Origin of the sequence: Spirosoma sp. SC4-14 (genome assembly GCF_037201965.1) — a bacterium.
Taxonomy (GTDB): Bacteria; Bacteroidota; Bacteroidia; order Cytophagales; family Spirosomataceae; genus Spirosoma.
Genome location: NZ_CP147518.1, coordinates 6535542 through 6561860, shown reverse-complemented (window position 1 = coordinate 6561860; position 26319 = coordinate 6535542). Strand labels below are relative to the sequence as shown.

General features: G+C 46.6%; 20 protein-coding genes. 12 read left to right on the top strand and 8 right to left on the bottom strand.

Annotation, left to right across the window (positions count from 1 at the left end; all coding sequences use genetic code 11):
• Positions 1–79: 79 nt before the first annotated feature.
• The 5 genes from dndC to WBJ53_RS27095 all read left to right on the top strand — a co-directional run bounded on the left by dndC (position 80) and on the right by WBJ53_RS27095 (position 7169).
• The gene (gene dndC, locus WBJ53_RS27115; protein WP_338872107.1) at positions 80–1426 is read left to right on the top strand and encodes a DNA phosphorothioation system sulfurtransferase DndC; all 1347 of its coding nucleotides are present in this window, start codon (positions 80–82) and stop codon (positions 1424–1426) included.
• A gap of 196 nt (positions 1427–1622) precedes the next feature.
• Entirely contained in the window at positions 1623–3740 is a 2118-nt protein-coding gene (dndD, locus tag WBJ53_RS27110; RefSeq protein WP_338872105.1) for a DNA sulfur modification protein DndD, read from the top strand.
• On the top strand, positions 3730–5319 hold the full coding sequence (locus WBJ53_RS27105; protein ID WP_338872103.1) for a DndE family protein: 1590 nt from the start codon (positions 3730–3732) through the stop codon (positions 5317–5319). The genes dndD and WBJ53_RS27105 overlap by 11 nt, the downstream gene beginning before the upstream one ends.
• A 22-nt stretch (positions 5320–5341) precedes the next feature.
• Positions 5342–5869, top strand: coding sequence for a hypothetical protein (locus WBJ53_RS27100; RefSeq protein ID WP_338872101.1), 528 nt, complete (start codon positions 5342–5344; stop codon positions 5867–5869).
• Positions 5856–7169: a DNA sulfur modification protein DndB gene (locus WBJ53_RS27095; protein ID WP_338872099.1), complete on the top strand. Its 1314-nt coding sequence runs from the start codon at positions 5856–5858 to the stop codon at positions 7167–7169. The genes WBJ53_RS27100 and WBJ53_RS27095 overlap by 14 nt, the downstream gene beginning before the upstream one ends.
• On the opposite strand, the gene WBJ53_RS27090 is transcribed toward WBJ53_RS27095, so the two are convergent.
• Positions 7129–7323, bottom strand: a complete 195-nt coding sequence (locus tag WBJ53_RS27090; RefSeq protein WP_338872097.1) for a hypothetical protein — start codon at positions 7321–7323, stop codon at positions 7129–7131. The two genes, WBJ53_RS27095 and WBJ53_RS27090, sit on opposite strands and share 41 nt — an antisense overlap.
• A gap of 177 nt (positions 7324–7500) precedes the next feature.
• Between WBJ53_RS27090 and WBJ53_RS27085 the strand changes: the two genes are divergently transcribed.
• Together WBJ53_RS27085 and WBJ53_RS27080 are read left to right on the top strand one after the other, a co-directional pair.
• A complete protein-coding gene (locus WBJ53_RS27085) occupies positions 7501–7749 on the top strand; it encodes a hypothetical protein (protein WP_338872095.1) in 249 nt (82 codons plus the stop codon).
• Positions 7746–8165: a PIN domain-containing protein gene (locus WBJ53_RS27080; protein ID WP_338872093.1), complete on the top strand. Its 420-nt coding sequence runs from the start codon at positions 7746–7748 to the stop codon at positions 8163–8165. Before WBJ53_RS27085 ends, WBJ53_RS27080 begins: the two co-directional genes overlap by 4 nt.
• 300 nt (positions 8166–8465) lie before the next feature.
• On the opposite strand, the gene WBJ53_RS27075 is transcribed toward WBJ53_RS27080, so the two are convergent.
• The 3 genes from WBJ53_RS27075 to WBJ53_RS27065 form a co-directional block, all read right to left on the bottom strand.
• Entirely contained in the window at positions 8466–9611 is a 1146-nt protein-coding gene (locus WBJ53_RS27075) for a cysteine desulfurase family protein (protein WP_338872091.1), read from the bottom strand.
• Between the two features lie 114 nt (positions 9612–9725).
• Entirely contained in the window at positions 9726–10283 is a 558-nt protein-coding gene (locus tag WBJ53_RS27070; RefSeq protein ID WP_338872089.1) for a DUF4136 domain-containing protein, read from the bottom strand.
• A gap of 294 nt (positions 10284–10577) precedes the next feature.
• A complete protein-coding gene (locus WBJ53_RS27065) occupies positions 10578–11180 on the bottom strand; it encodes an isochorismatase family protein (protein WP_338872087.1) in 603 nt (200 codons plus the stop codon).
• 177 nt (positions 11181–11357) lie between these two features.
• Between WBJ53_RS27065 and WBJ53_RS27060 the strand changes: the two genes are divergently transcribed.
• Positions 11358–11921, top strand: coding sequence for an outer membrane beta-barrel protein (locus WBJ53_RS27060; RefSeq protein WP_338872085.1), 564 nt, complete (start codon positions 11358–11360; stop codon positions 11919–11921).
• A 20-nt stretch (positions 11922–11941) separates the two neighbouring features.
• Here the strand turns inward: WBJ53_RS27060 and WBJ53_RS27055 are convergent, their stop codons facing one another.
• The 4 genes from WBJ53_RS27055 to WBJ53_RS27040 all read right to left on the bottom strand — a co-directional run bounded on the left by WBJ53_RS27055 (position 11942) and on the right by WBJ53_RS27040 (position 18341).
• Entirely contained in the window at positions 11942–13042 is a 1101-nt protein-coding gene (locus WBJ53_RS27055) for a hypothetical protein (RefSeq protein ID WP_338872083.1), read from the bottom strand.
• A gap of 20 nt (positions 13043–13062) precedes the next feature.
• On the bottom strand, positions 13063–13932 hold the full coding sequence (locus WBJ53_RS27050) for a methyltransferase domain-containing protein (RefSeq protein ID WP_338872081.1): 870 nt from the start codon (positions 13930–13932) through the stop codon (positions 13063–13065).
• The gene (locus tag WBJ53_RS27045; protein WP_338872079.1) at positions 13929–15713 is read right to left on the bottom strand and encodes an FAD-binding protein; all 1785 of its coding nucleotides are present in this window, start codon (positions 15711–15713) and stop codon (positions 13929–13931) included. Before WBJ53_RS27045 ends, WBJ53_RS27050 begins: the two co-directional genes overlap by 4 nt.
• Before the next feature lie 144 nt (positions 15714–15857).
• Positions 15858–18341 (bottom strand): prolyl oligopeptidase family serine peptidase, encoded by a 2484-nt coding sequence (locus WBJ53_RS27040; protein WP_338872077.1) that lies wholly within the window; start codon positions 18339–18341, stop codon positions 15858–15860.
• A gap of 372 nt (positions 18342–18713) precedes the next feature.
• Between WBJ53_RS27040 and WBJ53_RS27035 the strand changes: the two genes are divergently transcribed.
• The 4 genes from WBJ53_RS27035 to WBJ53_RS27020 all read left to right on the top strand — a co-directional run bounded on the left by WBJ53_RS27035 (position 18714) and on the right by WBJ53_RS27020 (position 26294).
• The gene (locus WBJ53_RS27035) at positions 18714–20345 is read left to right on the top strand and encodes an alpha/beta hydrolase-fold protein (protein WP_338872075.1); all 1632 of its coding nucleotides are present in this window, start codon (positions 18714–18716) and stop codon (positions 20343–20345) included.
• Positions 20346–20385: 40 nt separating this feature from the next.
• Positions 20386–22308: a CocE/NonD family hydrolase gene (locus WBJ53_RS27030; protein WP_338872073.1), complete on the top strand. Its 1923-nt coding sequence runs from the start codon at positions 20386–20388 to the stop codon at positions 22306–22308.
• A 264-nt stretch (positions 22309–22572) separates the two neighbouring features.
• On the top strand, positions 22573–25248 hold the full coding sequence (locus tag WBJ53_RS27025) for an ATP-binding protein (RefSeq protein WP_338872071.1): 2676 nt from the start codon (positions 22573–22575) through the stop codon (positions 25246–25248).
• Between the two features lie 179 nt (positions 25249–25427).
• Entirely contained in the window at positions 25428–26294 is an 867-nt protein-coding gene (locus WBJ53_RS27020) for a PE-PGRS family protein (RefSeq protein WP_338872069.1), read from the top strand.
• Positions 26295–26319: the final 25 nt, after the last annotated feature.

Below are 26319 nucleotides of genomic sequence, written 5' to 3'. Positions count from 1 at the left end.
GCATATTTGAGAAATATTTGATGGCAAGAAGTTTATTTTTTCGGCGAATAATCCTACTTTCGCCAATACCACTACCGTTATGTCGCTCAAACTCCCTTTCATTGAGGCTGAAATCATTGATCAATATCTCTATGACGAGAACCCGCGTCCCTGGATTATTGGCTTCAGTGGTGGCAAAGATTCAACTATGCTCTTGCAGGTCGTATGGCGTGCTTTGATGAAGATTCCAGCAGACTTGCGTACTCGTAAAATATACATAGTCTGCAATGACACTCTGGTTGAGAATCCGAAAATTGTAGCGTTTATTGAGCGGACGCTGAAAGCCCTGAAAAAAGCGGCTACGCAGCAGGGGATGCCGATTGAGGTACACCGTACCACTCCCCGACTGGAAGATACATTCTGGGTAAATTTGATTGGCAAAGGCTATCCGGCTCCAACGAACTCATTCCGCTGGTGTACAGAACGGCTGAAAATTAACCCTACCACGCGCTTTATTCAGGAGAAAATCAGTGAAGCAGGTGAGGCTATTATCTTGTTGGGTACACGCTCTGATGAGAGTCAAACCCGTGCCCGGTCGATGAAACGGCATGAATTGAAAGGGCAACGGTTGCGCAAACACCTGTTGCCTAATGCGTTCGTCTACGCACCAATCTCCGACATCGACACCAATGAGTTGTGGCAGTACCTGATGCAGGTGTCGCCACCCTGGGGTGGTACGCATAAAGAGTTGGTAACGCTGTATCGGAATGCCAATTCCGGCGACTGTCCGCTAGTAATTGACGAGACAACACCGTCGTGTGGCAATAGCCGGTTTGGCTGCTGGGTTTGTACGGTAGTGAGCCGCGACAAAAGTATGGAAGGGCTCATCGGGAATGGCGACGACTGGATGGAACCGTTGGTGGAACTCCGCAATAAGATTCTTGTAGAACGGTCAAACCGTGACGCTCGTGAAATGCGCCGTCGTACGGATAGTCCTTACAAACCCGATGACCCGAATACGTGGGGGCCATATAAACCTGAATACCGAGCCGAATTTCTGACAATGCTATTACAGGCACAGAAAGAGATTCAAGAAACGCAGGGCGAAACAATGGAGCTAATCAGTCATCAGGAACTGGTTGCTATTCAGTTGACCTGGTTCCGCGACAGCATTTTTACGCCCAAAGTAGCTGATATTTATAACCGCATCTATGACACCGAAATTGATATGAGTAAACACGTTGAAAAATTACGCCGGGAAGAAGAACTGCTCCGCCAGGCCTGCTCCAATGAACCTGAACACGTCGAACTAATTCAGGAATTACTTACGCTTCAAAAAAATAAAGCGTTAAAAGTTAATAAACGTGGTTTACAGCAGGATATAGAAAAACGGCTGGAGAATTTTTTAGCGGATAAAATTCGTAGGGCTGGGTCTGAAACAAAATAAACCGTAAGATGCTCCGAGCGATACGCCGGGTTTTTATCTTGGTTTATTCTTATAATTCCGGCTGGACATAGCTAGGCAAGGAAGCACGTTTCAAGTGTAATTTTTGGATAAGGAAAAATAGATCTAAGTAGTCTAGCAGATTAATATTTGCTAGACTTTAGAGCAAAGCTCAGGTATAAAAGAGGAAAATACAGGAATGGTTATTAGTAAAATAGAACTCTATAATTTCAGAATTTACCAGGGGCTAAATGTAATCGAACTCACACCAGGTAAAGGGAAAAATATTTTCATAGTCAGCGGCAAGAACGGGTATGGAAAAACTACGTTTCTTATGTCGTTAGTTTGGTGCCTGTATGGTCGCCAAATGACAGATGTAGACGATATATACGAGAAAGAGATTAAAGAGCAAGGAACATACGGTAATTATATCAAGAATAGTATAAATCGTCAGGCACACGCTAAGGGTGATACTTCTTTTCATGTAGCTATAACAATTACGGGCACAGTCATTCCTGAACTACCTGCTAAAGAGATTGTTATCAAACGTTCGTTTAGTACCGTTAAGGGTATTGATACATTAGAGATATTAGTTGATGGCGAAGAGAAAGACTTAATAAAAGAAGAGTTGGGCGATAAGGATTTGACGGGTGAAGAAATGTTTATCCGCGAGTTTATTATGCCTATCGAAATTGCCAAATTCTTCTTATTCGATGCCGAGAAGATTGTTAATCTAGCTGAAAATACAAGCCCTGAACAAAGAAGGAAATTAAGCATTGCTTACTCTGAAATATTAGGAATTAAAAAATATGAAGATATAAAAAGAGAAGTTGAGACTTTACGGGATAGATTAAAACAATTATCAGCTAAAGCTGAGGACAAAAAACTTCTAAATACTCTACGAGCAGAGGTTGAAAATATTAATGTTGAAATAGAAAGTAACTATAAAGACATTAGTTCAGAAAAAGAAAAGCGTGATCGAATAGCGTATGAAGCCGAGCAACTTCGGGATAAGCTCATAAGGGCAGGAAATACAGTCACTGAAGCAGAATATCAAGCTCTTAAGCAGGAAGTACAAACTTGTCAAGATGCGCTAGAGGCACTTCAAAATGATTTTAAAGAGTCATTTGAAAAGATTCCGTTTGCCATAGCAGGAGGTCGTTTGCTGGAAGTCTCTCAGCAGGTCGAAGACGAAAATAACTATAAAAGTGCCTTACTGGGACAAGAGAAAGTAGATCAACGTACGGATCAGGTTTTGACCGACCTATGGTCGGAGGAACGTAATCTGAAAGAGGTTGTACCCGCATCAGTCCATCGATTCTATCATGATACGGTTAGAAATCTGATCAAAAAACATTTTTTCGCCGAAACCCCCGACTTACCTGCCGACTTTAAGCTACTACACGACTTTTCATCGTCGGAAACTCAACTATTGAACAGCTTCCTGGCTGACTTAAAACAGGACTTTCGGCTTTCATTCCGCAATCTTAATGAGCGACGTACCCAGCTACAAAATCAGTTGGCGAATGCTCGAAAGCGGCTAGCGGCTGCCGATTCCAATCAGGAAGACCCAATACTGGCGGCTGACCGGCTTAATCGTGATGCCTTAGTGTTACAGGTGATTAAAATTGATGAGCAAATCAGTGAGCATTACAAGACTATTGGAAAGTGTGAAGATCGAAGGGCTAACGCTGAAAAACAGATCAGTGAAATCACCAGGAAGATTAAGGTTGGCGAAGAACATCGGGGCAAATTTGAAGAAGCGGAAAAACTGATTGCAGAGCTACAGCAGTTTATTACCCAATTCAAAACCGACAAAAAGAAATCGCTGGAAGGCCAAATCTTACAGGGATTGACTCAGTTGATGCACAAGAAGGACTTCATTCAACGGGTCGATGTAAATATCTATGGAGAAGATATTGAGATAGAACTGTACAACAAAGCAGGTCTGAAAATTCGGAAGGATTCGCTATCGAAAGGCGAACAGCAGATGTATGCTACTGCGCTGTTGCGTGGACTGGTGGAAGAATCGCAGATTGAATTCCCGGTGTTTATCGACTCGCCAATGCAGAAATTTGATGAACAACATGCCGAAAACATTATTCGCTTCTTTTATCCAAACATTGCTGATCAGGTTATTCTGTTCCCGCTCATTAACAAGGAAATGACTCAGCGCGAGTATAAGCTATTGCTTCCCCGCGTCGCACAGGCATACCTGATTCACAACATAAACCCCGACAAATCGGAGTTCCGCGCCTGTGCGCCCAAAGCACTTATCGACACCTATACCGAATTGTACGCCGTCAATGCAGATTAACATTAAAACATCGGAAGCGAACCGCCAGCGCGTAACCGACTTAACGAACCGAATTGGCGGCTCTACTCGTATTGCTGAGAATGTCGTAGCTCGTATTGCGCTCACGTACTCACTGTCGAAGGGAAACCGACTTAGTCTGGATACTGATTTACAGGATAGTAAAGGTAAAGAATACCCCGACCAGATTTTGCTGGGGAAATATAGGTCGCTTTACATCGCGCTTGTTTGCCAGCATTACCTGATTCCTAATACCGATGGGAACCTTGCTAAGTACATCAAGATGCACCTCGATGATGGACTTGAAATGATGGACAAGCTGTTCCTGCAAAACAAGACCTACACGGGTCTCGATTTTCTGTTCGATGAAGTAGAACGTGGCATTGAAGCGCTCGAAGATGCCGATGTTCCCCTAACGTCTGTCTCCAATAATAACCAGTTGGTGAGGAAAGGCTATTATTCTGGACGGTTGGGAATTAATGTTGGATTCGATATTGAAACCGGCGAACAATTAACGGCGATTCTAAACGACATAAACCTGCACGCCAACGCACATATAGCCGTGGCTGGAGAGTCGGGTAGTGGCAAAACGCAGTTTGCGCTGAGTCTGTTACAACAGATTGTAGCGGCATCGAACGGGTCAATTAACTTTATCTATTTCGATTTCAAAGGAATGCAACCCGGCGACCTTCCCCGGCGGCAGGCATTCTTTGATGCTACACGAGCAACTTATCTCGATGTACCTCAAGCGCCGTTTCCGTTCAATCCGTTGTCGTTCATCGATAATGTGAACAACAAGAATAAGATTCAGGGCATCAACAAGTTTGTCGATATTGTGATGAAGTACGCGGCTCGCATGGGACCCGTGCAGCAGCAGCAACTCAAAGAAGCGACCCGCGCGGCTTTCGATAGCAAACGGAATGGGGAATACCCCTCACTGGCCGACGTAAACGAGCAACTACGCGAGGTTACGGGTGGCCGACCAGGTACGCTGACGCAAATTATGGACAGCCTGAGCGAACTGGATATGTTTGCTCAGGCCACCGACGCGAAAAACAGTTTCCTGAACCAGAACTATTACATCAGCTTAGGCTCCGGCCTGGACGATGCCGTGCGGTTTACGTCTACGTTCCTGATGATCAACTACATTCATAACACGTTCATGAACATGCCCGACGCGCCGGTGGAAGCAGACGAGTTCGGTAACATGCTGCAAGCCATCCGGTACGTGTTTCTGATTGACGAAGCCCACAACATCTTCAAAGAGCCAAAGTCCCGCGCTATTCTGGATACAATGCTCCGCGAAATCCGCTCTAAGGGTGTAATGGTCGTATTGGTCTCGCAACAAATCGACGAGTTTATCCAATCCGACATCGATTTCTCCGCCAACTGCGCCAACGTATTCCTGCTAAACATCAAGAACCGGAACCTCAAAATGATGACCCGTTTCCTCGGTTACAGTGAAAAAGAAGGTTTGTTACTGGCCCGCAACATGGAAAAAATCAACACCGGACAGGCCGCGACAAGTTTGAAAGAATTTAAGCGGGGTGAGTTGATAAAGTTAGAGAGATTTAATAAGTAAAAATTCAGGAAGAAGTTAAACTATGGGTACACTATATACTCCTGAGTTAACTAATGAGAAAATTTTGCAAATGGATCAGCACCGCTGGCGGACTTTTTGTGCTGATTGCCGTTTGTGGGAAGCTCCAACAAAACTGTTACACAGTCATCAGCTCAACTGGCATGAAGTTAAATTTGAGCGTTCAAATGCTGCAATACTTCCTGAATCTATGGGTGTGTATATGTTTGTATTGAGAGCTTCAAATGCCTTAATGACAAATGGCCAGCATAGCTATATTATGTATGTTGGCCAAGCAATCAATCTCAAAGAGCGCTTTACTGGGTATTTTAAGTATGTTAAGTCGAAAAAACCAAGTGACCAGTTAAAGCGAATAATGATTTTGCTTTGGCAAGAGCGACTCCAATTCCATTACTTTGAAACTCCTAATTTTACAAAAGAGGAATTAACTAATATTGAGTTTGATCTCATTGATATGACGATTCCTCCTATGAATAATTTATTTAGAGGTGAATTTGTAAACCAAAATGTAAAAGCATATGCCCCACGTTGAAATATATCTACCAGCACTAACAGGTCAATTTGGGCAATGGCGATACTATCAGATCTCTATTACAGTAGCTGATGTTGTGAAGAATTTTGGAACTATAAATGCTCCTAATTTTCGGATAAAAACAGTTGAAGAAGTAAATGAAATTTATTCCGAAAAAGGAGTTAGTAAATTGTTACAGCGTGCTTATGAAAAAAAACGGCTGATTCCAATAAAAAAATATTTGTTGATGCAGCCTGACAAATATATTAATAACCTGACTGTTGCAATATTTGGAGGGAGTCCTGATTGGTTGCCTTTGAATATTAGCCATACTGCAACTGGCTTTCCATTAAGTGAACATGATGAAGAATTTCTAGGGGATACTTTCGGGGTTATCAAGCTAACAGGAGCAGAAACATTATTTGTACTTGATGGGCAGCATCGATTGAAAGGTCTCAGAGCAGCCTATGAAGAAGATAGTTCTATTGGTGAAGAAATTATCAGTGTTACACTCATCGTACATGAAGATTCTAGCGAAGGCCGAGAGCGAACAAGGCGTCTTTTTTCTACTGTAAACCGACATGCAAAACCTGTTTCTCTTGGAGAAAATATTTTGCTTGATGAAGATGACGTTTCTGCAATTATTACACGTAAATTGATAGAGGATTATCCTTTATTACGAGATCGTGAAGCGGTCGCTTTAAATAAAACAGCTAATCTTTATGCAAATCAATATGAAGATAAATTTACTTCTGTAATTGCTTTATATCACATAAATGAATTATTGCTTGATAATCAGGCTATTTACAATAGTGTTTATGGAGATCTTGGAGAAGACTATGATAAAATAAAGATAAGGGTTCGCCCAGACAATCAGATAATTGAAGGCGCTACTGAGACAGTTTACGCATTTTGGAATACCTTTTTCGGTTTGTTTCCTGAGGCAGTTCGTTTTATAGAAGGTGATCGTAATATTGGCAGAGAACGAGACAATGGTGGACCTTTTTACCTTCGTCCTGTAGGACAAGAGGTGATAGCTATGCTTTATGTTCAATTGCAAAATGAACCAAATATCTTTGCTCGCATAAGTAATATTCCTGCGTCGATTACAGATCCTTTCTGGTTGTTTGTTATGTGGGATGGGACTAATGTAATTCAAGCAAAGAGCCATATTCGAGACTATCTGTTTTATCAATTTGGTTATCTTAACGATCCTAAAAAAATATCGACATTGAAAAGGAACTATCGGAAATACGCAAATGATGAAACTGTAGAATTGCCTATGGCCCAATTTTCGTCGACTTCAACATCAGTAAGTTGAGGCTGCGTATGTCTAAATAGCCATCTCGTTTAACGGCTTTTTCAATGTCGTCGGGATTGAGGTAATAGCCCAGTATACCAGGCCCAATAACCGACTTGACCGTACTCTTTCCTGAACCGTTAGGGCCAGCAAACATCCGCATTCGTTTAATCATGCTTTCAGTATGTGAAGGTATATGGTCTAATCACCCGCAAATTTCGTTATCTTGCTAATAATATAGATGCGTAAATAAGTTTGTAATATTTTTACTTACTCAGTCTACTGATTAACAGGACCTTGCAAGTGGACGGACATTACGAACTTACTCATGCATCAATAAAACAAAACACGTATGGAAGTGACGTTTGTAGTAAAGTCTGAGGAAGACAAGCGCGACTTTGCCGAACGACTGGCACAGTTTTTTGAAAAAAAGACTATTCGGGTGAAGGTAGAAGAGGTGAGTGATTCGGTTGCGGACCAGCAACACTTACTTCGTCGGATGGAAGCGCTACGTTTGATAACTGAACAGGTTCCGGTAATGCTATCACCAGATACCGACATTAATGACCTTATTGACGACATCAACGACAATCCGCTGTGATCTATTTTGACACCGACGTTCTCATTCACTATTTTGTTGCCTACGACCTAACTAAACATCAGCAGGCGCAAAGGTTAGTTAGTCAAGCTTTGAACGACAGTGTGTTTTATGTCTCGTTATTGTCAGTACAGGAAACGACTTACGTAATGGCTAAGTTAAAACAGACCAATCAATCAATTCAGGAGGCTGTTGACATTATGCTGGCAACTTCGCCTGTAAACTATGATATGTCCATGTTCAGGCGAGCATCCAATTTGGCCTTTGATCTTGGCTTTTTGAATATCAATGACTGTTTGCATACCGCTATAGCAGAAGCGCAAAACTGCACAGAATTGATAACCTATAACCGGAAGGACTTCTCCCGCATTCAGTCGTTAACCAGCCTCAAAATTACTATTCTAGCCAGTAAAGAGTAACTGGTTCCCGACCCGGTTCTTATCGAGGAAATACTACTTAAATACCTGCAAATTTTGTTATCCGGGGCCAGTAGCAACATTGAGGATTGTCATGTACACAGGATGTACGCGAAGGTTTTATCATGTACATAAAAGATGTATTTTCGTACATGATAGATTTCCAGCCTGCCCAGCCCTACAATCGCTTACCGCTACTGCCTCCCTCACGTGAATAAGTCGAAACAGTGGCTATTCTTCGGCAGAAAAGTCGGGTGGCACTTGAGCCACCTACACATCTATTTGACTTATTGAAGGAATAAATCATCCTACCAGCGCCCGTAGCTCCTCTACAACGCCTTTTACCCCATCAATAGCCTCCGTTATATCGTCCTCGGTCGTAAATCGCCCAAGGCTGAAGCGCAGGCACGAAAAGGCTTCGGTTTCATTCAGACCCATCGCCAGTAATACGTGCGATGGATCGATTGACGCGGCTGTACAGGCCGAGCCGTTCGATACGGCCATGCCTTCCAGCCCCATAATCAACGCATCGGAATCGCAATTCTCAAAATAGATGTTAGTGACGTTATAAAGCCTATGCTCTCGGTTTCCATTTACCCGCGTTCCCGGAATCGTCAGTAAAGCCGTTTCGAGCCGATTCTGTAGATTCGCAATACGTTGGGCCTCTTTCTGCATTTTCTGCCGTGTCAGTTCAGCCGCTTTTCCCATGCCTACAATGCCCGGCACATTCAGTGTACCACTGCGTAAGCCGCGTTCGTGTCCACCGCCGTGCAAAAGAGCTTCCAGTTTTACTTTGTTTGGTCGGCGCTGGCGAATAAATAGGCCACCAACGCCTTTCGGTCCGTAGAATTTATGGGCGGAGAAAGCCATCAAATCAATACCGAGTGTATCAACGTCAATGGGTAACTTGCCAACAGCCTGTGTTGCATCGGTCATGAATAAAGCACCCGCTTCGTGGGCTAACTGAGCGATTTCCTTGATGGGCTGGATAACGCCGGTTTCGTTGTTGACCAACATCACCGATACCATCATTGTATCGGGCCGGATGGCGGCTTTCACTACGTCTAAATCTAATAAACCGTCGGTTTGAACAGGTAGGTAAGTTACTTCGTAACGATGCCTTTTCAGGTACTCACACACATCCAGCACCGCTTTGTGCTCCGTTTGTACCGTAACAATGTGCTTCCCCCGATTCTGGTAGTTTTCTGCTACACCCTTTATTGCTAAGTTAATGGCTTCGGTCGCCCCTGACGTAAACACCAGTTCATGCGTTTCGCAACCCAGCAAATCGGCCACTTGCTGGCGGGCCGTTTTAACCGCTTCGTGGGCCGAAAGCCCAAACGGATGCGTGCTGGCTGCATTGGCGAACTGATCGGTCAGGAACGGCATCATCGCTTCCAGCACACGCGGATCGAGACGGGTTGTGGCATTGTTGTCGAGGTAAATCATACAGTAAAAATAGGCAGAAAGGCACAAACGTGTTTGTCTTGTTGATATGGATTGCAAACAAAAAAAGCGCCATTCGAGAAAATGGCGCACTAACTTACCCAGCTAATAGCGAGTTTAATAGCTATCAGCGCGGTAGGGGTATTTGTTAAAAATCAGATTGACGGCTTCCCGGATTTTTCCCTGCTGTCGGTCGAATCCATTGTCGGAAGTGAGCCCCGAAGCGAGGCCGGTCCAGATAGCCTGATCGGTTTTGGTATCGACCAAATTAATAAGAATCGTACCGGGTTGCACCTTAATATCCTGTTCGTCGCCCAGGGTTTGGATTTCGCCAGGTGTAAAGTAATCAGACCCCGCTCCGGTATATCCCTTTATGGTTGTGGGTTGATCGAATACGCGGAAATTAACGATCAGATCGGGATTCTGACGGTTGAATTTATAACCACGTCCATCCATCGAAAAAGCAACCGCATCGCGGATTTGTTTCTTCAGAACCAGATCGTTGAGAAAATAAAGACCCGGATCGAGTTTGCTATCTACCTGTGAAGCCCAGACGTAAGTTTTGTACTTACTAAAATCGGTGTTGGGCTTGGCCTCGCTATTGACTGTAACAGTTTGTGCCTGCGTCAGGCTACTGGCTAGTGCCAGTGCTGCGATAAAAAATAACCGTTTCATATGCGTTTACGTTGAGTTGATAATATGGAGCTTTGGTTGATCGGAGTATTGATAATTAGGTAAATGAGTATTACTGAAACTTTCGGCAAACAGAAAGAAACGTTGGTTTACCCACTTACCTAATTGGTTACCCTTTCAATTTAAACCCTTATATGAATAACTAACGAAAAGCTAGTCGGTTATTAAAAGCTAGTTAAAGATAACCGTATGGTCCTGATTTATAAGCTTACTAACTTTTCTATGCAGGGCTTTTTCATAAAACAGTATCACCCCGGAGTGCTGGCATCTTAGTAGCTATTTATGGACCGCTAAACGAGCAATGATGTCGTCGGTTATGGCCAGTTCGCCAATGCGGGGGAAAATGTAGGTCAGGCTGTTTGCGTGGGCAGCGGCTACTGTATCGGTCATGGCATCAGTGGCAAACGTAAGGTTATAGCCGCGTTCATTGGCTGAGCGGGCAGTGCCTTCTACACCAATGCTGGTGGAGATGCCTGCCAGCACAATACCCGTCACACCCCGCTGCTGTAGTTGCTCATGCAAGGGTGTATTATAAAAAGCATTCCAGGTTTCTTTCGTAATCAGCAAGTCATCGGCTTCGGGCATTATGGAGTCTACAATCTCGAAGAAGCCATTCGACCGCATCTTTGCCAGTGCCTGCTGCTGCCCATCTTTATCCTTTGGGAAATTGCTTTTCTCCGACCGGACCAATGACGCTGGCGCACCAATTGGTTCAACGTGAACCACAACTACCGGAAGGCCTGCCTGCCGAAATGCGGCTTTTAATCGGGCTGCATTCTGGATAATATCAGCTACCGGGTGCGCTTTTTCGCCAGTAACAATACCTTTTTGTAAATCGATTAAGACTAGAGCCGTTTGTTTGTCAAGAGTCGTAAGCATAGGCGTTGAGAGCCAGCGGCCATTTGCTGGCTGTTAGGATTATACAAAAATCAACTGGATTTGGGCGGGAGTGGTTTTGCCCGCATAGGAAACGGCTATGCTTTTGTTGGGAGAGAATCGGGGTCGTTACCTTTAGAGTGGCCTAACGTCTCACTCTGGTAAATAACATATACAAAAATGAGGAAGACACTTTGGGCTACGGCTATATTACTGGCCATTCATATTTCCGTAAACGCACAATCTCAAAATTTTCGTCCGTTTAAAGTGGATTTCTTACTGGGTTATGCTACCCCTAATGGCAATTTGAGTAATCTGCACGGAAAAGGCGGAGTTGCTATTTCGCTCGAACCAAAATATAATATCTCGGATAATCTGGCCATTGGCTTAAAAGGAGAAGTTGCCGCACTGGAAGTGGTTAGTAATTCAACAAGTACTTCTGATGAATATTCGGCCCGAACCGTAGGGTCGGTTATCGTAACGGGTGAGTATAGTTTTGGAAATGTAGTAAGACCGTTTCTTGGGGCCGGGCTAGGCATTTACAATTTTGGCAGTGTCGATGTTGTGACCAATAGCAGTAATAACTCAACGCAACGGGTGAACGGTGGATCGAATTTTGGATTTGCGCCCCGCATTGGTTTGCAGATTGGACACTTTCGGTTAGCAATTGAAGATAATATCGTGAAAGACAATAATTATCTTTCCTTTAAAGCGGGGGTTACGTTTGGGGGCGGTAGACGGTAAGAGAACGCCGTTTTTTTTGCTTAATAATCATAAACATGTTCCACCCGTATGGTTTCTCCGCTGAGAAATCGGATGGTTTTGCCGAACTCGCCAACGGGGGTTACCAGTGCAACTCGTTTTAGCCCTGGTTTAGTGAGAATCGGCTGCGTGAAAACCAGACGAAAAGCTGGCGAAACAGGTTGCCAGCTTTCGGGGGCTAGTACGGTTATCAAAATGGCCGAGTTATTTCCAGCAATTTCACGGAATGTTGCGCCATGTTGCGCCAACGTTGTTGCGGCAGGATGGAACGCTTCATATCGGGGCAAAAGCAATAGGGCCGAGCCATCGGGATACGTTTGTAAATGGTCGACCGAAGGCCCTGACCCGAAGCCCGGAGGGAACTGGTCGACTATGACGGCTGTAGTGGGCAGCGCTTCGTCATAAGAGGCTTTGGTACCCAGTTTAATTAGATAGCCATAGCCCGCTTTTATGAGCAATTCGGTCAGCAGCATGTACTTACGGTCGATTTTTCGCAGAAAATGAGGGCCGAAGAACGATGTGTTGGTAAATAAAGCCGGAATACGGGACTTGAAATCGAATTCATACCAGGGGCGAACGCGAATAAAATCGACATAGTCCTGAGTAAACTTCGCATTGAATGTGTCTTCATCCGTTACAACGCCCCCATGGGTCGGATTGGTCAAGCGCCCCACCACCGTTTCGTAGAGGGCTTTCATGGCATATTCAACTGTAGTGCTGACTCCAATTACCCAAATCATGATGTGGTAGCCGGTGTTGAATGGAAAAGCGTCTTTGATCTGGTCATAAACGACACCATAACTCTGCCATAGCTGTTTCACATGACTCATATACGGAAAAGTGGTGGTGGTATGCCCCTGAGCATAATCGGCAATTTCGGCGGGGCTATGGACCAGAAACCATTCGGGATAGGTCAGAAAAGTTTGGTCGGCGGGCCGAATGTGTTCGGCTGGTGTAACCGGATGAGGATTACTGACGAGCCAGTCTTTCGGAACAACACAGCCTTTGCCGGCTGGAATCGTTAACTGATTTCGCTTATGTCGGACAAACAGAATGATGGCCAGCAGCACCATTAGCATTGTCAGAATGGGTAGCCTGAGCATGAGTGGGTAGTTGGTTTAGCTCATTGATTTTTTGTGAACAATACCAGCGTATTGTCCGAGGGATCGTTTGCCTGTAAGAGTCGTTTGCCTGCATCCGTAAACCCCGCTTCGGTAACAATCCGGCTCCATTCATCGATGGGTTTAAATGCCTTGTAATCCTGCTGATCCGTTTCCCAACTGATGTTCAGACCAAGGTTGAAAACGGTATGTACCAGCGACACAAACGTGGCCATATCGGGGTTTTTGACGTCGTGATCGCGCAGGATAAACCAGCCCCCCGGCCGTAAAATGCGATGAATGGAACCAATAAACCCAGTTAATTTTTCGGGCCGGGCATGGTGTAATCCAATGAAGCAGGTTACCAGATCGACACTGGCATCAGAAATGGCGCTGGAATCGATTGGGGCATAGTCGTTCAGGTCGATAAAGGTACCAAGCTTACTCAACTGGCCACGCTCCATAATGTCGGCCGGACTGTTCGACGGAGCCACGTCGTTAATTAGATAAACAGGCCTGTTGATAGACATATGTTTCCGCAAATCGCTGATGTAGCGGCCAGGCGAACCAATTTCCACATAGCCGTTAATGATTGTGTTTTGGGGGAGTAGTTCCAGCGTTTGGCGGGTCATCTCCCGTTTCTGCACCTTTAGAGCCGGTAGCGAATAGGTCAGTTCTGACAGGAAGGGTTTAATGCTGGGTAAACGATTCTGGATAGTTTTGTAAATACGTTCATCCGATGTTTCAGTTTTTGTTACCTCGCCAATCAGATGGTGAAACTTGTCTTCAGGGTAGAGATGGAAAACGACCTGAAGAAATCGGTAAAAGGCATCGCGCGGTTTGGTCTGATCAAATACCGCATGGAATTCTGATGGAGCCTGAGTCATATTCATTCGTAGTTCGTAGTGTGTTGTGGTAAAGAGCGAGGCTCTGTAACAGTTGGATGATAATAGGTATCCCAGAAAACATTGCGAAACCGAAACGCAGGGTCCAGTTCTTGCTTGAGCGCGAACAAGGTTTGGGCGTTTGGATAGGCCCGATGGAACTGGTCGGGTGTAGCATGGACCTGGTAGGGGAGGTAATAGGTTCCGCCAACGGACAGAACGGCGTCGATTAGCTCGCGGGTCCAGATAGCTACCTTATTTTTCTCAACGGCGTGCGTTCGCTGTTTATAATACACCACAAAGGCAAATACTTCTTCGCGAGCCCAGGCCAGTAAAGAACCCGAATCGGGAAGGGCATGACGAACCGAAACATTGATGACGTTTACCTGATAGCGGTTAAAAATCTCGCTCATCTGCTCCGAAAAGGATTCGAAATGCCAGATGGGTACGAAGTATTCCTGAAGAACATACGTCCGTTTTTTGCGCGATCGGGGTTCTAGTTCGGCCACATCATAACCGGCTTCGTAGTTACGCCAGTGAATTGGATGGGCCAGGTACAAAAGCGGGTCTACTATATGCTCGCGACGCCATTTGCCAAAAGCCGTTTCGGTAAAAGCCCACAGAAAATAACGTTCCAGCGGATAGGACTCGCGGAGGGGCATCAGGCGTTTTTTTACGGTTGGCTTCTGCGTTGTTTTAACCCACGTAACGGCGCGCATATTCGTAAAGGAAGGTGGATACATATCTCCATTATGAAAAACGGCATCCGGGTTGTCGCGGATGGATTCGACAAAAAATGGCCGATAAGTCAGTCGGTCAAGTTTCTGGTGTTCGCGCCGTACGGCCACGTTATCTTCCAGGTCTAGTTCGGCCGTAACCATAATGCCCAGACCGTTATAACCACCAATAGCTCCGTAGAAAAGAGCCGGATTTTCGGTGCGACTGGCCCGAACGAGCGTTCCATTCGCCAACACCACTTCAATAGCCCGCACCGACAGAATAAGCGGACCGTGGCCCATGTAGCGCCCATGACAGTTGACACTCAATGCCCCACCAACCGTAAAGTTGGCGTATGTCTGCATAATTTTGATGCTGAGGTCATGTGGGTCGATGAAGCGTTGAATGTCGCACCAGCGAATGCCGGTTTGTACGGTAATGAGCCGGTTTTCTTTCGAAAAGCTGATAATTTGATTCAATTCCCGCATATCGATGTGCAGGCTCTGCTGACTAGCCGTCTGCCCTCCCATGCTAAAGCGCCCACCACCTACAGATATCGGGCCGGTAGTGGTGCGAAGGCGTTCCTGCAAATGCGCGATGGAGGTTGGCCGGAAAACCTTGGCAACAACTACCGGATTCAGTTGGGTTACGTCGTTAATGATCCGTTCTGCGGTGGGGCGGTGCGGAATCGACTGACCCCGATCGTTTTTTAAATAATCGGCGGCTTCGTTCGGAACGGTTCCGAATCCGTTTTGCTGCGGAGTGCCTTTCCGAAAGCCTAATTGATAGATGAGCCAGAGCGGGCCAAGAACCGGAACCAAAACAACCAGCAGCCAATAGCCCGATCGGTTGGTGTCGTGCAGCCGTTTGGTGGCAGTGGCTACCAATGAACCAAGCAGGAGCGGATATAAACAATAGGTTGCACCTTCGCCCACGAAGTCGCGGAGCAATGTGTGGAGTACGTAAAATGTACTCCAGATAAAGGCCGACACCAGCCAGTAGGCAGAGCGGTTAATCCGGCCCCGAGTTGTAAATAAAAGGTAGCTAAGGGGGAGTTTATCTTTTAGACGCATACAGCAGCAAATGTATGATAAGGCTTCGTATGTGTCTGATTTACAGAAGTACTTCTTAGGGAAAGGTAACGCTACGAAAACCGACACCCCGAAAGCCTGAAACTTTCGGGGTGTCGATGAAATAGCTTTTCAGAACAGAGTCGGTTATTTGCCTCCGCCAACTTTGCTGGCCTGGTTGGGTTTTCCCGTTTCGGTCGGATTTTTGACGTATTTGTCGAGCCAGCCGTTCATTTCGGAGAGCATATGCAGCAGTGATTCTTTGGAATCGTAATGATGGCTTTCATAGGGTAGGAACACTAACCGTGTTGTGGCTCCAAACCCTTTCAGCGCATTGTAGTAACGCTCCGACTGAATCGGGAACGTACCGGTGTTGTTGTCGGCTTCGCCATGAATGAGCAGCAATGGTGTTTTCATTTTATCGGCATTCATAAACGGCGACATCCGGTTATAAACATCCGGGGCCTGCCAGTAGGACCGTTGTTCGTTCTGAAAACCAAACGGAGTCAGTGTACGGTTATAGGCACCACTACGGGCAATACCTGCCTTGAAAAGTTTGCTGTGCGTCAAAAGGTTTGCCGTCATGAAGGCCCCATAGGAGTGTCCACCCACGCCCACCCGGCTCGAATCGACAACTCCCAGCCGAACGCCTTCGTCGATGGCCGCCTTGGCACTGGCTACCAACTGTTCTACGTATGTATCGTTTGGCTCTTTATCACCTTCGCCAACAATAGGAATACTGGCGTTGTCCAGAATAGCATAGCCCATCGTAACGAAAGCCGCTGCACCCCAGTAGCTGATTCGATTAAACTGATAGGGCGATCCTGATACCTGACCAGCCGCTTCCTTGCTTTTAAATTCGGCCGGATAGGCCCACAGAAAGGTAGGCAGTGTTCCCTGTTCTTTCTTGTAGCCAGCAGGCAGATACAGGGTTGCTGTCAGATCAACGCCGTCCGAGCGTTTGTAGCGAAGCTGTTGTTTCTGAATACCTTTCAGTTGCGGATATGGATGTGGGAAGAACGTTACCTGAACGGGAGCAATACGGGCTTTCAGATTACGAACGAAGTAGTTTGGGTTTTCTTCGGGTGCTTCGCGAGTAGTCAGAATCACCTGCCTCGTTGCATCCAGCACGGCCACTGGTCGCTCAAAATATGGTGCGGCCGATCGCCAAAGTTCTTTGCTTTGCTTGGTTTTCAGGTTCAGCAGGCTAACGAACGGGCGGTCGCCTTCGGGCGAAGAGCCCTGCGCATTGATCATGAAAATTTCGCCGGTAGGCAGTAAATTCAGCACTTCACGTCCATATTGGTTGTGTTTGGTGTCGGGCTGTCCAGGATTCGAATAACGATCTTCGTAGGAGCGATCAAACAATGCCGATGTTTGCCAGTTGGTCGGATTAACGATTTTGGTGATCGTTTTACGGGTCTGCCACCAGCGTTCGCTGGCCAGCGCCGTTGATTCATTACCCCAGTCGAAACCCGCAAACCGGAACTGAGCCGCATAAATTTCCTTCGGCTGTGCCGTAAACGGAGCGTCGAGCAGGAATACCTTATCCCGAATTGCTGCTTTTACTTTTGGGTCGCCGTTATCCTGGGCTACGGTATAATAAATTGAGGCTGGCGCGTCGGCCCGCCATGAAAAATTGCGCGGCCCTGTTGGGGCACCATCGCGGCTATAGGGAACACTTTCCTGAAGTGGAGAATCGTTGAGGCTTTTTGCCAGCGAACCCGTAATGGTATAAATATCGGTTTTAAGCGGAAAACGGTACACCGGAACCAGGTAGGAGAACGGTGTGTGAACTGTTTCGATCATCACAAACTGGCCATTGGGCGATGGTTCGGCCGTTAGAATGATTCCGGGCTGACCAATAGGCGTTGTTGAGCCATCGAGTCCCAGCCGAACAACCTGAGCTGTTGTATAATAGGCAAACTGCTTTTCGTCGGATGGATTTTTGAGCAGATCCTGATAAGTGGGTGCCTGACCGCGTTTGCCTCCTACGTTTTCCTGTGTGGTAGGGCCAGCAGGAACCCGGCTCATTTCGGGTGCGGGACCACGGCCAGCCGGCACGGTTTTAACGATTAGCCCTTTGCTGTCGGAGAGCCAGTAATACGGCATTCCTAATGTGGCATTGAGCGCAACCGAGCCTACTTTCTGGGCGGATGCTGTAGCTACATCGGCCACATACAGATCGATTCGGGTGTCGGTTGACACAGCAAAGGCAATTTTACTGTCATCGGGCGACCACTGAACAAAACTGATGAGCGGTTCGGCCGGGAGCCCGGTAATGGCTCTTGGCTCTTTTTCGGTTAGCCCTTTTAGTTTCAGACCCGTAATGTAATGCGTTCGGCTTGGGCCTGTGTTGGCTGGGTTTAACCGCAGACCTGCTATTTTTAGTTCGGGCTGCGCCAGCTCGGCAATGCCGGGTGCTCCGGCCTGTTCGAGCAGGAGCATAACATCGCCTTTGGCCGACATACTTACGTTGGGCGTAGGCGGCATCGTTACCAGATCGGCCAGCACCTTAGGTGGGGTCTGGTAGGTTTGCGCATCCTGTGCGTGGCCAATGAGCGGCAGACTCACCGCTAGTACCAGAAGCGTTTGGCAGCGTTTTCGAAGAGTAGTTAGGTTGTGAAGCATAAGAAGAGCGTTTTTGGGAAAGCAATAAAGATACGTTTAAAATAAATGATAAAGTAAGCATATCGGACTAATGTAGCTGAAATCCAATTTATTATTGTAAAGCGTAAACGATTGGCAATAGCGTTGTCGGCATGAGGTAGGGTTTGGCTATATGCTGAGAGGGATACAGGTTAGCTTTTGAGGTTGGCTAAAGCATGGTTTTGTTATTATTTAAAAATAAAATTTTACTATTTTAATGAATGTAAAAATATAGTTGCGTATAGAGTCGCTATGCTTTACTTTTCAATAAGCCTGGTCTATAGATAAAAACTAGTTCCTGGTATTTGTTTATTGCCTGTGTTTGCAGAATGGCCATATCGACTTAAGGATACGATGTTTACTTACCGCACGTTGTTCAACGGCCTGATTTTCTGGCTGCTGTTATCGTCATCAGCAACTACTTTGCTGGCCCAAACAGCGGCTTCGGCCCGGTTTCGTTTCGAGGTTTCCTTTCCCGCTGCTGTTAGTTCGAGTCCACTAACCGGGCGAATGTTTCTGATTATTGCCCGAAAAGACAGCCTGGAGCCACGTTTGCAGGTTGGCCGTTATGGTACTCAGTTCTTTGGCGTTGATTTTGAGAAACTGGCTCCGGCAAAATCCGTAACCATCGACGGGGCAACACTAGGTTACCCAATCAATGACCTGAAGGAGTTACCTGTGGGTGACTATTACATTCAGGCAGTACTCAGCAAATACACCGAGTTTAAACGCTCCGATGGGCACACGGTCTGGATGCATATGGATCAGTGGGAAGGGCAGGACTGGCGACGATCGCCGGGAAATGTCTATAGTGCTGTTCAGAAAATTAGAATTGACCCGGCAAAACAGCAGACGGTAAACGTGCAGGTTACGACCATCATTCCGCCAATTTCAGTACCACCGGATACTAAATGGGTGAAACACATTAAGATCCGTAGCGAAAAACTGACAAAATTCTGGGGACAACCAATTTACATTGGAGCGACAATTTTACTGCCCAAAGGCTACGATGATGAGCCGAACCGGCTTTATCCAACCGTTTATCAGCAGGGGCACTTTTCATTGGCAGCTCCGTTTCGCTTCGAAGAAAATGAAGCGAACGAGTTTTATCGGGAGTGGGTTTCTGACAGTTCGCCCCGCTTTATTGCCGTTACGCTGCAACACCCATCACCCTATTTCGACGACTCGTATGCCGTAAATTCTGTCAATAACGGCCCCTATGGCGATGCCATTCATGAAGAACTGATTCCCGAAATTGAGAAGAATTTTCGCTGCATTCGCGAAGGATATGCCCGATTGCTCACGGGTGGATCAACGGGAGGCTGGGAGTCGTTTGCGTTGCAGGTCTGGTATCCCGATTTCTATGGCGGAACCTGGTCGTTTGCGCCCGATCCGCTCGATTTCTGGAATGTTGAAGGCATCGATATCTACAGGGATAAAAATGCTTTCTACAAAGAGCATGAGTGGTATCGGGTACCAACGCCCAATACGCGCGTTCCGGCCACGGGCGAAACCCGACTGACATCGCAGCAGCGGAATACGATGGAACTCGTTAATGGGACTAAAGGGCGTTCGGGAGGGCAGCTCGACGTCTGGAGTTCGGTATTTGGGCCCGTAGGCGACGATGGCTATTTTAAACCCTTGTTCGATAAGAAAACCGGCATTATCGACCCAACCGTAGCCCAGTACTGGAAAGAACACTATGACCTTCGATACTATCTCGAAAAAAACTGGTCGACGGTGGGGCCTAAGCTAGTTGGCAAACTTCATGTAATTTGCGGCCGGATGGATGATTTCTTCCTCAATTTTGGCGTTTATAAAGTGGATGATTTTCTGACTAAGGCTCAGAACCCGGCCTATGGTGGTTCATTTACGTATGGTGAGCGGGGCGGACATAGCTGGCGACCGTATTCCAATGCCGAACTCCTGCGTATGATGGATGCACACCTGAAAAAACGGATGCCCACAAAAACAACGCCTAACTAACGTAGCAACCAATTACTAGTTTATTAGCAACCAATCTCCCATGCATTTTTTTACGCATCAACAAACCCGTCGAAAATCACTTCATCTAACGCTGGGCGTTCTTCTTTGTCTGTTTCTGGCGCTGACTACACACCGGGTAGCCGCTCAGGGGCCAGGCGTCAATAAAGAAGACTCGATTTACGTCCGCGAAAATTATACGAAAATTGAGCGGATGATTCCCATGCGCGACGGCGTGAAGCTGTTTACGGCGATTTACATGCCCAGGAGTACATCGCAAAAGTACCCCATTATGCTCGACCGGACGCCCTATAGCGTAGCGCCCTATGGCGAAGATAAATACAAGACGTCACTAGGACCGTCGATGCTATTTGCCAGGGATGGTTATATAATTGTTTATCAGGATGTTCGGGGACGATACATGTCAGAAGGGGATTTTGTAGCCGTAAAACCCTATATGCCCAACAAGAAGAAAACAGATGTCGACGAAAGTACCGATACCTACGATACCATCGACTGGCTGATCAAAAACATTCCCAACAACAACGGACGGGTTGGCACCTGGGGTATTTCGGCGCCTGGTTTTTATACAACAATGACCACGCTCGATGCGCATCCGGCCCTAAAAGCGGCTTCGCCACAGGCCCCCGTAACCGACTGGTATATGGGCGACGATCGGCATCATAATGGTGCTTTCTTTCTGATGGGTACGTTTGCCTTTCTGTCGTCTTATGGCGCTCCTCGCCCTGAGCCAAGCCCTAAAGGATCTCCCCCTTTTATGGCCTATGGCACACCAAACGCCTATGAGTTCTACCTGAATCTGGGGCCGATTAAAAATGCCAATGAGCAGATTTTCAAAGGCAAAAACGCCATCTGGAACGAGATGATGGAGCATGGCAATTACGACGATTTCTGGCAGGCGCGTACGCCCGTTCCGCATCTGAAAAACATTAAGCCTGCCGTGATGACGGTAGGCGGCTGGTTCGATCAGGAAGATTTGTATGGCCCCCTGAAAACCTATGCTGGTATTGAACGAAACAACCCGAAATCGCCTAATTTGCTGGTGATGGGTCCCTGGATTCACGGTGGCTGGGCCCGGTCGACGGGTGAAGCATTGGGGAATATTCGTTTCGATGCTAAAACAGCTCCTTTTTTCCGCGAAACTATTGAGTTTCCATTTTTTAACCATTACCTGAAAGATAAACCTGATCCGCAACTTCCGAAAGCCTACATTTTCGAAACAGGCTCAAATCAGTGGAAAAAATATGACCAATGGCCACCTAAGGCAGCCGAAGAGAAAAAACTGTATTTCCACCCAAATGGAAAGCTGTCGTTTGATAAGCCATCTGCTGCTTCGACTGCTTTCAGCGAGTATTTGAGCGACCCCAACAAACCCGTTCCGTTTACCAGCGAAATTCGGATTACGCGAGGAAGTGATTTTATGTACGAAGATCAGCGTTTTGCGGCTACCCGCCCCGATGTGCTGGTGTTTGAGTCGGATACATTGACCGAAGATGTGACCATTTCGGGCAATGTGATGGCCGATCTGTTTGTGTCTACAACCGGTACCGATGCCGATTTTGTGGTGAAACTAATTGATGTGTATCCCGATAATGCGCCCAACAACAGCCCAATTGCCGGTACAAAAATGGGCGGGTTTCAGTTAATGGTTCGGGGCGAGGTAATGCGTGCCAAATACCGCAATAGCTTCTCGAAACCGGAAGCCATGAAACCAGGTGAGGTGACAGAAGTGAAGTTTGATATGCAGGATGCGGCTCATACTTTTAAAAAAGGGCATAAACTAATGGTTCAGGTGCAAAGCTCCTGGTTTCCGCTCGTTGACCGCAATCCGCAGAAATTTGTAAACATCTATCAGGCTACTGAAGCCGATTTTCAGAAGGCAACTCATCGGGTTTATTTTTCTCCTCAGCAGGCATCGAACGTAACGGTCCGGGTTGTGAAATAGCCATGTAAAGAAACCGTATCTGCTTACTTCTTAAACAATTACCTGGCTTTTTGAGTTACACAATGCCTGCATGAGTGTAGTTGAAAAGTGAAAAACGGGCCTGTTAATCAGTATTTGATCAATTGTTTCAGCCTTAAACGAAACTTTGTTTTATTTACATAAAGCGATACCAATTTTACTTTTTTGTGGAATTGGTATCGTAGGGTTTTACCTGCCGGTATAGCTTAACGGCCCTTTTCTTTTGCTAATCGACGTTATTGACCAATGCTATTTCATCAGCCCGACACCCTGGCGTTGTCGCAACTTCTCGATGCCTTACCGGATGCCGTTGTTTGGATGAGGGCTGTTCGTAACGAAACGAATGAGATCGTAAATTTTCAGATCGAGTATTCAAATCAGGAAGCCCAGGAGCGAACCCAGGGCCAATACCAGGTTAGTGTCGGTACGCTGGTGCTAGGCAATAATGAGCATGATAAACCATACATGGAACAGGCTTTTCAGACCATGTGTGGTATTATGGAAACCGGACAAGCGCAGGAACACAGTTTCTTTAACTCAAGCCTGAATGGATGGTACCAGAACCGGCGCTCGAAACTGGACGATGGCATTCTGAGCATCACCCGCGATATTTCGCGCTGGAAAGCCGTCGATGACGAACGGCAGACACAAAATGAACTGCTACAGGCCATTCTGGATTCGTCGATCAATAACATATTTGTTTACGAAGCCATTCGGGATCTAGCGGGTCAGATTTGTGATTTTCGGGTGCGACTGGTAAATCCTGTTGGTCGGCAGGACGTAATGCATCGATACGGTAAAGACCCGCTTGTAAATACATTGCTCCAATTCAGGCCCGATTCGCGCGTGAGCGGCCAGTTTAATCTGTTTTGTCAAGTCGTTGAAACCGGGCAGCCTATTTGGGCGCAACACTACTTCGCTGATATACAGGCGTGGTACGATACTTCAATTACGAAACTGGGCGATGGATGCGTGGTTACCGGTATCGATGTTACGCAGCAGAAACTGGATCTGCTGAATTATAAACACCAGTCCGATTTAATCCACAATGTGCTGAACGGCATCTCGAATGGCATTATGGCCTTTGAAGCCATTCGGAATACCGACGGTCAGATTGAAGATTTACGGATTTCGACAGCCAATCAGATTGGCGCCAACGTAGCTGGTAAGCCTATTGACCAATTGGTTGGGCGACGGGCGCTGATCGATTTTCCGGGCATTAAACCAGCCGGACTTTTTGACTTGTTCGTCGAAACCATAGAAACGGGAGCCGAACTGCAAAAAGAGCTTTTTTATAAGGCCGATAATCTGGACGTTCGGGTGCATGTTAGTACCAGTAAACTGGGCGATGGGCTGGTTGTGACCTATAATGACATAACAGAAAGTCGACGAATTCAACAAGAAATCGTTGAAACGGCCGATCTACTTCAGACTGTTATCAATAATTCGCCTGCTGCGCTGGTGCTGTATGAACCCATGCTGGATAACGAAAACGAAATAATCGACTTTCGGTATAAACTGGTAAATCCAATAGCCGCCGAGGCAACCGGTCGAGCGCTGGACTATATGCAGGACAATACCTTGTTTAGCATGTTTCCGATGGCTGCGCAGCAAGGGTTCTTCGATCGGTTGATTCATGTGTTACAAACAGGCGAGCCTTTGCAGTATGAGCAGCATTTTTCTGGTGATGACGTTGATTTGTGGGCCGATATTACGATGGTAAAACAGGGCGACGATGTGCTGACTGTTTTTCAGTATATAACGGAACTGAAGCGAACCCAGCAGGAACTGGAGCGTTCAAGAGCTGAATTGCAGACAGTTATCGACCGTTCGCAAACCGGTATTTTTTTATTTAGTCCGGTGCGGAACGAAGCTGGCGAGATAATCGATTTCCGGTTTCGGGTGGCAAACCGGCAGGCTGTGGGGCTGGCAGGTGGAGACGTAGATACATTTATTGGCAGCTTAGGTAGCTCTGTATTTCCCGAGTACAAAAACAATGGGTTGTTCGATACCTATTATAGAGTTCATCAAACGGCTGAGAGTTGTCGATTTGAGTTCAATGCCAATTTGCGCGGAACAGAGCTCTGGCTCGATATTATGGCCACCAAAATGGGCGATGAGGTATTGGTGACGTTTAGTGACTTCACTGCCCTGAAGCAGCTTCAGCAACAACTGGAGGCTTCTGTAATTGAGCTTCAGCGATCGAACCGGAACCTGGAACAGTTTGCTTACATTGCCAGTCATGATTTGCAGGAACCGCTCCGCAAAATTCAGGCCTTTGGCGACATTATTCAGGTTCAATATGCTTCGGTAGTTGGCGAATCGGGTGCCGACATGATTCGGCGTATGCAGGTAGCAGCCGCCCGAATGCAGGTGCTGATTAAAGATGTGCTGGCTTATTCGCGGGTGTCGGCAAAACGCGAAGCGCACAAGACTGTCGATTTGAATATCATAGTGACCGAAGTATTGGTTGATCTGGAAACAAGTATTAACGATGCTCAGGCCATTATACAGATTGACCGGTTGCCGATTATTGCAGGCGACGCGCTCCAGATGCAACAGCTTTTTCAGAATTTAATCAGTAATTCCTTAAAGTTTTCGCATCCCGATCGTACTCTTGGCATTTCTATTAAAACCCGATTGGTGCGGGCAAACGAAATCGAAATGGCCGTTATGCCTTCCGACGCACAGCGGGACTTTCATCTTATTGAGTTTGCTGATAACGGAATCGGCTTTGAACCTCATCATGCCGACCGAATTTTCCAGGTATTTCAGCGACTTCACGGGCGGAGCGAATATCAGGGCACGGGCATTGGGCTGGCCATTGTTCAAAAGGTCGTTGAGAACCATCAGGGCTATATTATGGCCACTGGAAAGCCTGAACTGGGGGCTACTTTTCGTATACTATTACCCGTTCGGTAGGCTACCGATTATAGCGAATGGAAACGCCCCCGTTCTGGTACTTCTAACTGAAAACGTAGCGAAACAGAAATACCTTTTTCATTACTTTGAGTGATCGGTCAATAGTTTGTCGGGATAAGACGAATCATTTTCGTCCTGCATTTCGTTACTTTGACGACCGAATCAACCTGAAATTATTCATGCGCATACTCATCGTTGTACTTGGCTCACTGACAGTATTGTCGTGTAATCTGGGAGTTTCTCCCGATGGAGCCAAGTTTAGTAGCACGCCAACCGTAACGCCGGTTCAGCCCGGACTGATCGATGAAGCCTCGGGGCTGGCCGATAGCCGGTCGATGCCCGGTAATGTCTGGATTGAACAAGACAGTGGTAATCCGCCAGATATAACCTTGTTGGGATACGATGGAAGCGTAAAAGGTAAGATAACAGTGCCAAACGCCACCAATGTCGATTGGGAGGATATGGCCATTGGCCCCGGCCCGCAGGATGGGAAAAATTATATTTATATGGCCGATATTGGCGATAACAACGCTCAGCGGGCCAACTGCGTAATTTACCGGTTTGTGGAGCCTGCCAGTTTACAGGAATCAATTGGGCAGGTTGAGCGAATCAACTACAAATATCCTGATGGTGCCCGCGACGCCGAAGCCATTATTGTTGATCCGCAAACGCGCGATACCTGGATTATATCGAAACGGGAAGATAAAGTGCACTTATACCGGCTGCCCTATCCACAGGATGTAAATCAGGTAACCACGCTGGAAGCCTATGGTGAGCTGCCGTTTACGTATGTGACCAGTGCTGCTATTTCGCCCGATGGCTCCGAAATTCTACTACGAACCTATCTACAGGTTTATTACTGGAAACGGGAAACGGGCCAAACCGTAGCCGATGCCATGCAGAAAGGAACCGCTCAGCAACTGATCGTTAAGGCAGAACCACAGGGTGAGGCTATTGGCTTCGATAAAGAGTCGAAAGGGTTCTTTACAATTAGTGAGCGGGCCAGCGCATCGTCGGTGAATCTCTATTACTACGCCCGAAAATAGAGCCTGCCTTTGGCCGTACGGGGGA

What these genes read in the sequence shown, in the direction of transcription:
- WBJ53_RS27075 (WP_338872091.1), bottom strand. Translation starts at nt 9,611, where the DNA reads ATGATTTACCTCGACAACAATGCCACAACCCGTCTCGATCCGCGTGTG.
- WBJ53_RS27055 (WP_338872083.1), bottom strand. Translation starts at nt 13,042, where the DNA reads ATGCTCAGGCTACCCATTCTGACAATGCTAATGGTGCTGCTGGCCATC.
- WBJ53_RS27035 (WP_338872075.1), top strand. Translation starts at nt 18,714, where the DNA reads ATGTTTACTTACCGCACGTTGTTCAACGGCCTGATTTTCTGGCTGCTG.
- WBJ53_RS27085 (WP_338872095.1), top strand. Translation starts at nt 7,501, where the DNA reads ATGGAAGTGACGTTTGTAGTAAAGTCTGAGGAAGACAAGCGCGACTTT.
- WBJ53_RS27050 (WP_338872081.1), bottom strand. Translation starts at nt 13,932, where the DNA reads ATGAATATGACTCAGGCTCCATCAGAATTCCATGCGGTATTTGATCAG.
- WBJ53_RS27100 (WP_338872101.1), top strand. Translation starts at nt 5,342, where the DNA reads ATGGGTACACTATATACTCCTGAGTTAACTAATGAGAAAATTTTGCAA.
- WBJ53_RS27065 (WP_338872087.1), bottom strand. Translation starts at nt 11,180, where the DNA reads ATGCTTACGACTCTTGACAAACAAACGGCTCTAGTCTTAATCGATTTA.
- dndD (WP_338872105.1), top strand. Translation starts at nt 1,623, where the DNA reads ATGGTTATTAGTAAAATAGAACTCTATAATTTCAGAATTTACCAGGGG.
- dndC (WP_338872107.1), top strand. Translation starts at nt 80, where the DNA reads ATGTCGCTCAAACTCCCTTTCATTGAGGCTGAAATCATTGATCAATAT.
- WBJ53_RS27020 (WP_338872069.1), top strand. Translation starts at nt 25,428, where the DNA reads ATGCGCATACTCATCGTTGTACTTGGCTCACTGACAGTATTGTCGTGT.
- WBJ53_RS27090 (WP_338872097.1), bottom strand. Translation starts at nt 7,323, where the DNA reads ATGATTAAACGAATGCGGATGTTTGCTGGCCCTAACGGTTCAGGAAAG.
- WBJ53_RS27105 (WP_338872103.1), top strand. Translation starts at nt 3,730, where the DNA reads ATGCAGATTAACATTAAAACATCGGAAGCGAACCGCCAGCGCGTAACC.
- WBJ53_RS27025 (WP_338872071.1), top strand. Translation starts at nt 22,573, where the DNA reads ATGCTATTTCATCAGCCCGACACCCTGGCGTTGTCGCAACTTCTCGAT.
- WBJ53_RS27095 (WP_338872099.1), top strand. Translation starts at nt 5,856, where the DNA reads ATGCCCCACGTTGAAATATATCTACCAGCACTAACAGGTCAATTTGGG.
- WBJ53_RS27045 (WP_338872079.1), bottom strand. Translation starts at nt 15,713, where the DNA reads ATGCGTCTAAAAGATAAACTCCCCCTTAGCTACCTTTTATTTACAACT.
- WBJ53_RS27060 (WP_338872085.1), top strand. Translation starts at nt 11,358, where the DNA reads ATGAGGAAGACACTTTGGGCTACGGCTATATTACTGGCCATTCATATT.
- WBJ53_RS27040 (WP_338872077.1), bottom strand. Translation starts at nt 18,341, where the DNA reads ATGCTTCACAACCTAACTACTCTTCGAAAACGCTGCCAAACGCTTCTG.
- WBJ53_RS27030 (WP_338872073.1), top strand. Translation starts at nt 20,386, where the DNA reads ATGCATTTTTTTACGCATCAACAAACCCGTCGAAAATCACTTCATCTA.
- WBJ53_RS27070 (WP_338872089.1), bottom strand. Translation starts at nt 10,283, where the DNA reads ATGAAACGGTTATTTTTTATCGCAGCACTGGCACTAGCCAGTAGCCTG.